Source organism: Sphingomonas immobilis (assembly GCF_030580995.1).
Classification (GTDB): Bacteria; Pseudomonadota; Alphaproteobacteria; order Sphingomonadales; family Sphingomonadaceae; genus Sphingomonas; species Sphingomonas immobilis.
Window position 1 is genome coordinate 31483 of sequence record NZ_JAUQSZ010000001.1, and the last position, 10696, is coordinate 42178.

7 protein-coding genes are annotated in these 10696 nt (G+C 65.9%); 5 read left to right on the top strand and 2 right to left on the bottom strand.

Annotated features, from left to right (window positions below; all coding sequences use genetic code 11):
* The first annotated feature begins 212 nt into the window (after positions 1-212).
* From Q5H94_RS00155 to Q5H94_RS00175, 5 genes are all read left to right on the top strand, one after another.
* Positions 213-2705, top strand: a complete 2493-nt coding sequence (locus Q5H94_RS00155) for a TonB-dependent siderophore receptor (RefSeq protein ID WP_304558919.1) — start codon at positions 213-215, stop codon at positions 2703-2705.
* A 55-nt stretch (positions 2706-2760) separates the two neighbouring features.
* Entirely contained in the window at positions 2761-3858 is a 1098-nt protein-coding gene (locus Q5H94_RS00160; RefSeq protein WP_304558921.1) for a purine nucleoside permease, read from the top strand.
* A 93-nt stretch (positions 3859-3951) separates the two neighbouring features.
* Entirely contained in the window at positions 3952-5301 is a 1350-nt protein-coding gene (locus Q5H94_RS00165) for an 8-oxoguanine deaminase (RefSeq protein ID WP_304558922.1), read from the top strand.
* A complete protein-coding gene (locus Q5H94_RS00170; RefSeq protein ID WP_304558923.1) occupies positions 5301-6692 on the top strand; it encodes a nucleobase:cation symporter-2 family protein in 1392 nt (463 codons plus the stop codon). The genes Q5H94_RS00165 and Q5H94_RS00170 overlap by 1 nt, the downstream gene beginning before the upstream one ends.
* 297 nt (positions 6693-6989) lie before the next feature.
* The gene (locus Q5H94_RS00175) at positions 6990-7445 is read left to right on the top strand and encodes a hypothetical protein (protein WP_304558924.1); all 456 of its coding nucleotides are present in this window, start codon (positions 6990-6992) and stop codon (positions 7443-7445) included.
* 154 nt (positions 7446-7599) lie between these two features.
* On the opposite strand, the gene Q5H94_RS00180 is transcribed toward Q5H94_RS00175, so the two are convergent.
* Together Q5H94_RS00180 and Q5H94_RS00185 are read right to left on the bottom strand one after the other, a co-directional pair.
* The gene (locus tag Q5H94_RS00180; protein WP_304558925.1) at positions 7600-8892 is read right to left on the bottom strand and encodes a glycoside hydrolase family 130 protein; all 1293 of its coding nucleotides are present in this window, start codon (positions 8890-8892) and stop codon (positions 7600-7602) included.
* A gap of 154 nt (positions 8893-9046) precedes the next feature.
* Positions 9047-10549, bottom strand: coding sequence for an adenosine deaminase family protein (locus Q5H94_RS00185; protein ID WP_304558926.1), 1503 nt, complete (start codon positions 10547-10549; stop codon positions 9047-9049).
* Between the last annotated feature and the right edge of the window lie 147 nt (positions 10550-10696).

Consider the following 10696-nt stretch of genomic DNA (forward strand, 5'->3'; position numbering starts at 1 on the left):
AAATCGTTCAAGGCGCAGCGCCGGGACAGGCAGGTGGGAACCGGTTGCGATTGGCAAAAGGCCAACGACGCCGCGGACGATAACAGGGGGAAGCTCGCGCGGCACAAGGGCTGGCGCGGCATTTTTCCAGGCAAAATGGGAGAGGCGGGGAAATCATCGCGCGGCGATGGGCATCAGGGGCTCGTCGTCGGCATCAGGGGGCAAAATCTACGATGGCATACGCTCGGACTCTCGGCGCGGATAACGATACCGCGACGCAGCACAATCGTATTCGCAAGCCGCTCACCGCGCTTGTCGTTGCGCTCCTATCATGCACCGCGCTCGCCACGCCGGCTTGGGCCGATGACGCCAAGCCAGCCGAGTCGGCGCCTGCCGACGAACCGCAGGACGTCGTCGTCACCGGCTCGCTCGATGCATTGCCGAACAAGGACGTCAGCTCGGTGTTCGGTTTCGGCAAGACCGTGGTGGAGACGCCGCGTTCGGTCTCGACGATCTCGGCCGAGCAGATGGAACGCTACGGCGTAACCGACATCTACGATCTCGTCGCGCAGTCGCCGGGAACATTCACCAACTCGTTCTTCGGCGTCGGCGGCGCACTCGACATTCGCGGCACGCCGGGCGAAGTCTATTTCCGCGGCGTCCGCCGGCTCGATAACCCGGGCAATTATCCCACGCCGATCGCCGCGGCCGACCGGATCGACATCGTGCGCGGCCCCTCGTCGCCGATCTACGGCCCGTCCAAGACCGGCGGCTATATGAACTTCGTGCCGAAATCGGCGCGCGTTGCGGGCGGTGCGCTGCTCGATCATGCCGAGGGCTCGGTGAGCTACACCGGCGGGAGCTGGTCGTACAATGACGTCAAGGCGCAAGTGCGCGGGCCGCTGCGCTTCGGCGGCACCGAATTCGGCTACAGCCTCTACGGCGAGATCGAGGATTCGGGCAGCTATTACAACAATATGTCGACCCGTAACGTCGTGCTGCAGGCGGCGTTCGACAACCAGATCACCGACAGCCTGCGCGTCGAATTCGGTGCGATGTACCAGAAGTACGACGGCCAGCAGAACGGCGGCTGGAACCGCCTGACGCAGGCGTTGGTCGACAACGGGACGTACATCACCGGATCGGCCAAGCCGGTCGATTCGAACGGCGACGGTCAGGTTGCACCTTCCGAATTTCTCGCGATCGGCAATTTCAACCCGTTCGGCACGTTCGGCTGCGCGGCGGGAACGGCGACGCCGGGCACGTCGGCCGCCAACTTCACCGACGCCTGCCTCAACGCGAGCTATCCGTATCTGGCGCTGACCAACGTCGGCACCACGACGCTGAGCAGCAAGAACGTGCTGACCGGCCCCAACGACATCCTCAAGAACAAGCAAAAGACGGCGTATTTCGACGTGATCTTTACGCCGGGCGACGATCTCGAGATCAAGAACCAGCTGTTTTACGACGGCACCGACAACGTCAACAACAACGCCTACGGCTTCTCGCAATTCCACGATTCGTACGTGATCGAGGACAAGATCGTCGTTTCCAAGACGTTCAAGAGCGATATCGGCAAATTCTCGTTCCAGCTCTCGCCGTCGATCCGTTACACCGACTTCCTGCACGGGGACGATTTCAACTTCGAATATTTCCACCGCGTCGATCTGTCGGTGGGCTACACGCCGCTGTCGGACCGTCTGCTGTCGAACGAATGCGGCTGCGATTATTCCAACTATATCAAGGGCAGCAGCACCGATTACGGCTTTGCCGGTCTAGCCGATCTCGATTTCGACTTCGGCCTCGATCTGATCCTCGGCGCGCGCTACGATCAGGTCGACGTCACGTCGTCGTTCGTGCCGAGCAAGATGCGCGTTGCGCCAGCGGTCGTGAACGGATCGGGCAGCGCGGGCGGCTGGTCGTGGACGGCCAGCGCATCGTACAAGATGCCGTTCGGCCTGATCCCCTATGCGACCGCATCGCACCAGTCGACGATCATCGCCGGCCAAGGCTCCGAAATCGACCCCGTCACCGCCAACACCAAGACCTTCATCACCGCATCGAAGATGTACGAGGGCGGCATCAAGGGCAGCTGGCTCGGCGGCCGGCTCTACGCCGCGCTGTCGGTCTACACGCAGGAGCGGACCGACCACAACATCCAGTCCTCGACCGTCAACCAGTCGGTCAAGACCGATGGCCTGGAGGCGGAGTTCCGCTGGGCGGTCGACAAGCATCTGCTGCTGACGGGCGCGTACACGCTGACCAAGGTCTATAACCTGACCTTCCTCGATGCGGGATCGACCTTCAGCTTCTTCGGCATCGCGGATCTCGTGAACGTCGCCAACCCGGCGCTGACGCTCGGCGGCCAGGTCGGCGGTCTCGTGCCGATCCCCAATGCCGAGGCGGCACGCCGCGCGGGCATCCCGGAGAATCTGTTCTCGTTCACCGGCACGTACAAGTTCGACAACGGCATCGCGCTCAGCGGCAGCCTCGTCCACGTCGACTCGGTCTTCTCTGGCCAGTCGCGCGCAGTGAAGTTGCCGGCGTACACGACGCTCGATCTCGGCGCGTCGTACGAGACCGGACCGTTCCTGTTCCGCGTCGTCGTGAAGAACGCCACCAACGCGCGCTACTTCCGCGCAAACTTCACCGAGCTGTTCGGCAGCACGATCGTCCTGCCGGAGAAGCCCACCAGCTTCCAGGCGACGCTGCAGTACAAGTTCTGATGACGAAGGGGCGCTGGCCAGCGAGCCGGCGCCCTGTCTTTGCGAAGGAAACGACATGCGCCTGCTGACACGCGCCTTCATGCTCGTGGCGGCGGCGCTGGTCGTGCTTCCGGCACAGGCCGCGGTGCCGGATGTGAACGCGATCGCGGCGTGCGTGCCAGGCGGGCCATGCGCGCACCCGCTGCCGGTGCGCGTCGTGATCGTCACGATGTTCGAAGTGGGCAAGGATACCGGCGATGCGCCCGGCGAGTTCCAGTACTGGAAGGAGCGCCGTCACCTCGACACGCGGATCGCCTTCCCCCAATCGCACCACGACCTCTGGTACGATCCCAAGACGCAGACGCTCGGCATGGTGACGGGCATGGGCAGCATCAAATCGGCGACGGCGACGCTGGCGCTGGGGCTCGACCAGCGCTTCGATCTGCGCCGCGCCTACTGGCTGGTGGCGGGGATCGCCGGGATCGATCCGGCCAAGGGTTCGGTCGGGTCGGCGGCGTGGGCGCGCTATCTGGTCGACGGCGATCTCGCGCATGAGATCGACGCGCGCGAGATTCCGAAGGACTGGAAATCGGGCTATTTCCCGCTGCACAATCACGGCATCAAACCGGGTGCGCCGCCGGTGATCGACGGCGAGGTGTTCGAGATCAACGGCGCCCTGCGCGACTGGGCGTTCGCGCTGACCAAGGACATAAAGCTGCCCGACGATCCCGGCATCCAGGCCGAGCGGGCGCGCTATACCGACACGCCGATGGCGCAGCGCCCGCCCTTCGTGCTGAAGGGTGATCACGTCGCGGCGATGACCTTCTGGCATGGCAAGCTGCTGACCGAATGGGCGCGCGACTGGACGGCATATTGGACGCAGGGGAAGGGCGAGTTCGTCACGTCGGCGATGGAGGAGACGGGCAGCTACCAGTCGATCCTCTATCTCGACCGCATCGGGCGGGCGGACAAGGACCGCTTCATGGTGCTGCGCGCGGGCAGCAACTACACGATGCAGCCGCCCGGGCTGAGCGCCGCCGACAATCTCAAGCGCGAGAACGAGGGTTATTCCGGCATGCGCGCGGCGCTGGAGAGCCTGTACGTCGTCGGCGCGAAGGTGGTCGACGAGATTACCGGCCATTGGGAGCGGTACGAGAAGGCGCCGCCGAAGTGATGGAGCATATTCCATCACCGTTCGCCCTGAGCGAAGTCGAAGGGCGCGTTCCGGGCACGTGCTTCGACTTCGCTCAGCACGAACGGTGATGGGGTGACTCTCACCCTCGTCACCAATGCCGATGTCGTCGTGACGATGGACGACGCACGCCGCGAGATTGCGGGCGGGGCGGTGGCATTTCGGGATGGCGTGATCGCGGCGGTGGGGACCGCCGGCGAGCTGGCGGCGCTGGTTGCCGATGACGTGATCGACGCGGCCGGATGCGTCGTCACACCCGGCCTCGTCAACACGCATCACCACCTCTACCAGAGCCTGACGCGCGGGCTGGCGGTGAACGCCTCGCTGTTCGGCTGGCTCAAGACGCTCTATCCGATCTGGGCGCGCTATACGCCGGAGGACGTGTTCGCGGCGACGCAGCTCGGGCTCGCCGAGCTGGCGCTGTCGGGCTGTTCGCTGAGCACCGATCATCTGTACCTCTTCCCGAACGGCGTGACGCTCGACGATACGATCCATGCGGCGGCGGGGATCGGCATCCGCTTCTACCCGACGCGCGGCAGCATGAGTGTGGGGGAGAGCGCGGGCGGGTTGCCGCCCGACACGCTGGTCGAGGATGAGGCGGCGATCCTGGCCGACACGATCCGCGTGATCGACCGGTTCCACGATGCCGGGCCGGGCGCGATGGTGCGCGTCGGCGTCGCGCCGTGCTCGCCGTTTTCGGTGAGCCGCGAGCTGATGCGCGACGCGGCGCTGCTGGCGCGCGACAAGGGCGTGATGCTCCACACGCATCTGGCCGAGGATGCCGACGACGTGGCGTTTTCGCTCGAACGCTTCGGATGCCGGCCGGGGCAATATGCCGAGGAGCTGGGCTGGGTCGGGCGCGACGTGTGGCATGCACACTGCGTCCAGCTCGACGCGTCGGAGATCGACCTGTTCGCGCGGACCGGGACGGGGGTCGCGCATTGCCCGTGCTCGAACTGCCGGCTCGGCTCGGGCATCGCGCCGCTGAGGGCGATGTTCGCGGCGGGCGTGCCGCTCGGGATCGGCGTCGACGGGTCGGCGTCGAACGACAGCGGGCATCTGCTGAACGAGGCGCGGCAGGCGGTGCTGTTGCAGCGCGCGGTCGGCGGGGCGGGGGCATTCGATCCGCGCGACGCGCTGTGGATCGCGACGCGCGGCGGGGCGGAGATGCTCGGGCGGCACGATTGCGGATCGCTGGAGCCGGGCAAGCGCGCCGATCTCGCGATCTGGGACATGGCGGCACTGTCCTCGGCGGGGGCGTGGGATAGGGTGGCCGGGCTCGTGCTGAGCCCGCCCGGCGGCGTGCGCGACCTGTTCGTCGAGGGACGCGGCGTCGTGCGGGATGGTGATCTGGTGCAGACGAAACGCGGCGAGATCGTCGCGGCCGCCGACCGCTCGCTGGCGCGGTTGAAGGAGGCGATCTGATGGCCGTCACGCATTTCCCTGCGACCGGGGAGGACAATCCGCCGAGCCATGCCGGGCTGATGACGCCGGAGCAGGCACGCGATCCGGATTACTTCCCCGGCTTCGCGGTGGCGGTGCCGCTCGGCATCCAGCATGTGCTGGCGATGTTCGTGTCGAACCTGACGCCGCCGATCATCGTCGCGGGGGCGGCCGGGTTCGGCTTCGGATCGCCCGATCCTTCGGCGCTGATCTACATGATCCAGATGTCGATGATCTTCGCCGGGATCGCGACCTTGCTCCAGACGATCGGGCTCGGGCCGATCGGCGCGCGGCTGCCGATCGTGCAGGGGACGAGCTTCGCCTTCCTGCCCGTCATGATCCCGATCGTCGCGGGGCACGGTGTCGCGGCGATGGCGGAGCTGACGACGGCGGCGATCTTCGGCGGGCTGTTCCATACGGCGCTCAGCTTCTTCGTCGGGCGCATCCGCTTCGCGCTGCCGCCGATGGTGACGGGGCTGGTGGTGGTGATGATCGGGCTTTCCCTCATGAGGATCGGCGTGGTCTATGCCGCCGGGGGCGTGCCGGCGCAGGGGACGGCGGCATACGGCGCGGGGACGAGCTGGCTGCTGGCGGGCGTGGTCGTCGTCGTCACGCTGCTGCTGAGCTTTTTCGCGCGCGGCATCTGGTCGACGGCGGCGGTGCTGCTCGGGCTGGTCGCGGGCTATGTCGTCGCGGCGGCGATGGGCAAGGTGTCGCTCGGCGCGGTCGCGGGGGCCGGATGGGTGGTGGTGCCGACGCCGTTCCACTTCGGCTTCTCGGTGTCGGTGGCGGCGATCCTGGGCTTCGTGATGATGGGCTTCATCTCGGCGATCGAGTCGATCGGCGGCGTCTCGGCGATCTGCGAGAACACCGCGGGCCGCTCCGCGACCGACCGCGAGCTGATCGGCGCGACCTGCGCGGACGGGGTGGGAACGGCGCTCGCCGCGACCTTCGGGGCGATGCCCAACACCTCGTTTTCGCAGAACATCGGGCTGATCGCGATCACCGGCGTGATGAGCCGCCATGTCGTGACGGTGGGCGCGGTGTTCCTGATCCTGTGCGGGCTGCTGCCCAAGGTCGGCGCGCTGATCACGACGATCCCGATCGAGGTGCTGGGCGGCGGCGTAATCGTGATGTTCGGAATGGTGGCGTCGGCGGCGGTCTCTATCCTGTCGGGGGTGGAGTGGAGCCAGCGCAACATGCTGATCTTCGGCGTGGCGCTGTCGGTGAGCGTCGGGCTGGAGCTGGAACCGGCCTCGGTCGCGCACCTGCCCGAGACGCTGAAGATCATCGCGACATCGGGCGTACTGCCCGCCGCGCTGATCGCGGTGGTGCTGAACCTGGTGGTGCCGGGGCGCGGAAGGTCACACTAAGGTCACACTGGTGCGGCCTTTTCGGGCCCGGCGAAGGTAACGGCCGGTTGACACGATTGACACCTGATTGGAAACTGTCCGGGCCGATCGTTTCCGAAACTGAACTGATACTTCTTCGCGATTTCAAAGAGCGGCGATGACTGTCGCAGATTCGGGGCGTGTAGGACAGAGGCCGCGTTGCGGGCGCCTCCTAGCCGCGACGGATGTCCGCTATGGGTGGAAAGCGGACGTTGGCAGGGCGGCCGGGAATGGCGGGAAGCCGTTCAAATTCCATAACGGTGTGGTAGACGGGCTGACATGCCTACAACCGATGAGACTCACTGGAGGACAGACGATAGCGTCTTTTTGAGTGTGCCCGGCGGGCGGGAGATCGCTGATTGGTTTGAGCTCATTCCCTCATTTCATGATGCGACCTTGGAGAAGCTAGAGCTCACAAATGACGCGGTCTCCCTTGTTATTAGGGCTTTTCGGATGACCAGTCAGGTCGATTCGAAGGGGTATTTTGTGCTTGATAAACATGCGCTGGTCACGCTGCGCTTATCGGGCGTGACCGGAATTCAGCTGGAGGGCGAATCCGGCGTGATCATCTCAGATTTGGGGATGCGCCGTCTTTCGGTGAAACCGAACGGTTGGCATACGGGGTCCGGTCCAGAGGCGGGTGATTTCGAAGTGGCTTGGGATAGCTGCGTGGGCTTCGACGGCGTCATATTCGCTCGCGAAGTTACTTTGGCGTTTCATCCGGTAGAACCTTAGGACGATCACAACCGGGCGATGCCTGACGTCCGCCATCGCGCTGCAAATGTCCGCTAAGGCTCGATAGCGGACATTGGCGACGAAAAAGCTGGACCCCGGCTGCAAGCCCGAGTGACGTCGAGAGGGCGAAGGCGGCGTCGGCACACCGCGCGGTTCAGCTCATCCGTTCGAGCAGGGCGTCCACGCTGCAGCTTGCGAAGCTCGCGAAATTGTCGGCGACGCCGAAGGGCAGCAGCAGGGTGCGATCGTGGACGATCGCGCCGCAGCTATAGACGACGTTCGGGACATAGCCGCTGCGCTCGGTAGGGCTCGGCCGCAGGATCGGTTCGGGGGTGCGCGCCAGCAGCTTGCCGGGATCGGCCTTGTCGAGCAGGCAGGCGCCCATGCAATAATTGCGCATCATGCCGACGCCGTGGGTGATGACGAGCCAGCCCTCGTCGAGTTCGATCGGCGAGCCGCAATTGCCCATCTGCACGAATTCCCAGGGGTAGCGCGGGCCGATGAGCTTGGTGCCGCCGTTCCAGGTGGTGATGTCGTCCGAATCGATCAGCCACAGATTCTCATTGTCCTGGCGGCCGATCATGGCGAAGCGGCCGTCGAGCCGGCGCGGGAAGAGCGCCATGCCCTTGCTGGCGGGAACCGACCCCTTGAGCGCGGTCATCTCGAAGGTGTTGATGCCGGTGCCGCGGAACAGCTCGCACCGGGCGTTGCGGCCGTCGAAGGCAGTATAGGTGCCGAGGAAGCTGGGCGAGCCGTCGTCTTCGGTGAAGCGGACCATGCGCAGATCCTCGATGCCCTGGCGCTGGGTCGCGGTCACGGGGAACAGCACGCTCTCCGACGGCTCCTCGCTGCCTTCGCAGATGACGCGCGTCGTGCCGGCCTCGCCGCTTTCGTCCGGGCCTTCGATGCGCGGCGAGGTGATCCATTTGCTCGCGTCATCGACCTGGAAACCGCCCGCGGCGCACCAGCTGCCGGTGCGGAACGTGACCGAGGAGACGTGGCCTTCGCCGATGCCGCGCAGCGAGAGGATGAAGTTGATCCCGTCCTTCGGCGCGCCATCCTGGTTCATCCGCAGGACGATGCTGGGATTGAACAGGGCGGCGGCCTCGAACGAATATTCCGCGCTGAGATAGGCGCCGATCAGCAATTGCTGGTCCGGCTCGGCAGTCACGTTTTCGGGGAGGGAATCGATGACCTCTTCGTACCGCCGGAGCAGCATCGTCTCGACGTTGCGGTGCCGCTCCGACAGCGAGGCGATGGCGGCGTCGCTTTCCGAGCGGCAGGCATCCGCATCGAGCGACAGCACGCGTTCGATGACCTTTCGCATGCGGGGATGCGCGGCATCCTGAAACGGTTCGGGATATTCGACGCTGAAGGGCTTGATGACCGTGCGGGCCGGATCGGGGCGCAGGTGCAGGCTCGAAAAGTCGAATAGCGTGTCACTCATGCGATACGGCTCCGTGCTGGTCGGGGATCGAGCTGTCGTTACCGTCAAGCCCGGCGGTATGTGGATGTCACACGGCAAGCACGGCCGACGCGACGGTGGCAATTCCCGGTCCGAACGTTTCGCAGGCCAAACGGTGCCATCGGCGGGTGAGGGGTCAGTGCGGCGCGGCCTCGAACGTCGCGAAGTCGCGCTCCAGTTGCGCCTGTTTCGCGGCCTTGGGACTGGCGGCGAGGAAGGTGGCGCAGGCGGGCGACTCCATTGCGGAGCAGGCGCTCGCCCTCGCGCCGCCGCTACGATCGGCCCACAGGCTCGCGCCCGGCAGGAAACTGTACTGGAGGCTGTCGCGTACCATCGCCTTGAGATCGAGGTAACGCAGGCCCTGTTCGGTGACGGCGCGGACATATTCGTTGGTCATGTCGCTGCGCGAGACGCCCTCGTCGTCGGTCGAGAGCGTCACCGGCACGCCGTATTCGCGGTAGAGCGAAAGCGGGTGCGCCTTGCCCTTCACGCCGAGGATGACGGCGTTGCTGGTGAGGTTGATCTCGACGTCGATCCGGTCGCGCGCCATGCGCTTCAGCAGCGCGGGCGCGTCCTTTTCGTAGGAGATGTCGATGCCGTGGCCGATGCGCTTCGCGCCCGCCACCTCGACCGCCTCGCGGATGTGGAAGGCGAGGTCGCGCGGGGGGACGAGGCCGAGCGTCAGTTCGCCGGCGTGGAGCGACAGCTTGACCGTGGGATGGCGTGCCTTCAGCCAGGCGATCATGCGCATGTGCAGGGCATAGTCGCGCACCGCGATGGGATCGTGCTCGGGTGCGGCGATGTTGACGCCGACGAAGCGCGGATCGGCCTCGACCAAAGCGAAGTTGAAAGCGAGTTGCGCGAACACCTGCTGCGGCGCCACGGTGCGGATCGCGGTGGGAAGGTAGCGCATCGCCACGCCGCAATCGGGCTTTTCGGGCGTGGCGCAGGTGGCGAGGCTGAGCGCATCGGCCTCATAGCCGTCATAGTCCTTGCGCGCGGCGGCGACGGCGGTCGGGATGGCGGGGGCGATCTTCGCGTAGAGCTGATCGAAATCGAGCGAGTCGGTGGTGCCGAGCGCCTCGACGACCTTGCGCACCTGATGCGATCCCGAGCCGAGTTCGACGTAAGCGACATGATCGGCGGCGGCCTGATCGCGGGTGAGCGCGAAGGAGGCGGCGTTGTTGCCGCGCGAGGCGACGCCGAACGCATCGAAGGTCGCGAAGAAACGGTTGTAGCCCGAGACCATCGGATCGCCGACGCCGCTTTCGAAGCCGCGCGTCGAGAAGGCGTCGATCGCGCGGCTGTAGCTGGCGTAATCCTTCTCCAGACCGGCGGCGGGGATGCGGCCGGGCTTGTCGCACGGCGGATCGACCACGCGCCACGTGTCGGTGGCGATGCACAGGCCGCCGGCCGCCGCCCAGCGCAGGAAATCCTCGGCATAGATCGAGCCGCCGTTGTGATTGTGGAGATCGCCGCCCTTCGGCATCGCGTTCAGGAAGATGCGCAGGCGCGGCGGGCTGTCGGCGATGCGATCGAGCGTTGCGGCGGTGCGCGCGGCGGGGGACTGCGGCGTGCGCGGGGCGGCGGTCGCTCCGGTGCCGAGCAGCAGCATCATCGTGATCATGGTCTTGCGCATAACGTCCCCCTGACCGTCCTCTCGCGAACCGGCCCGTTCTGTTCAATCGCCATGATATGGATGGCGCGTTGCAGAAAAGCGTGCGCCTCGGGATCGTTGCCTGCTCTAATTTTTCGTCGTCATCGTGCCGCAATCGGCAATGGACGT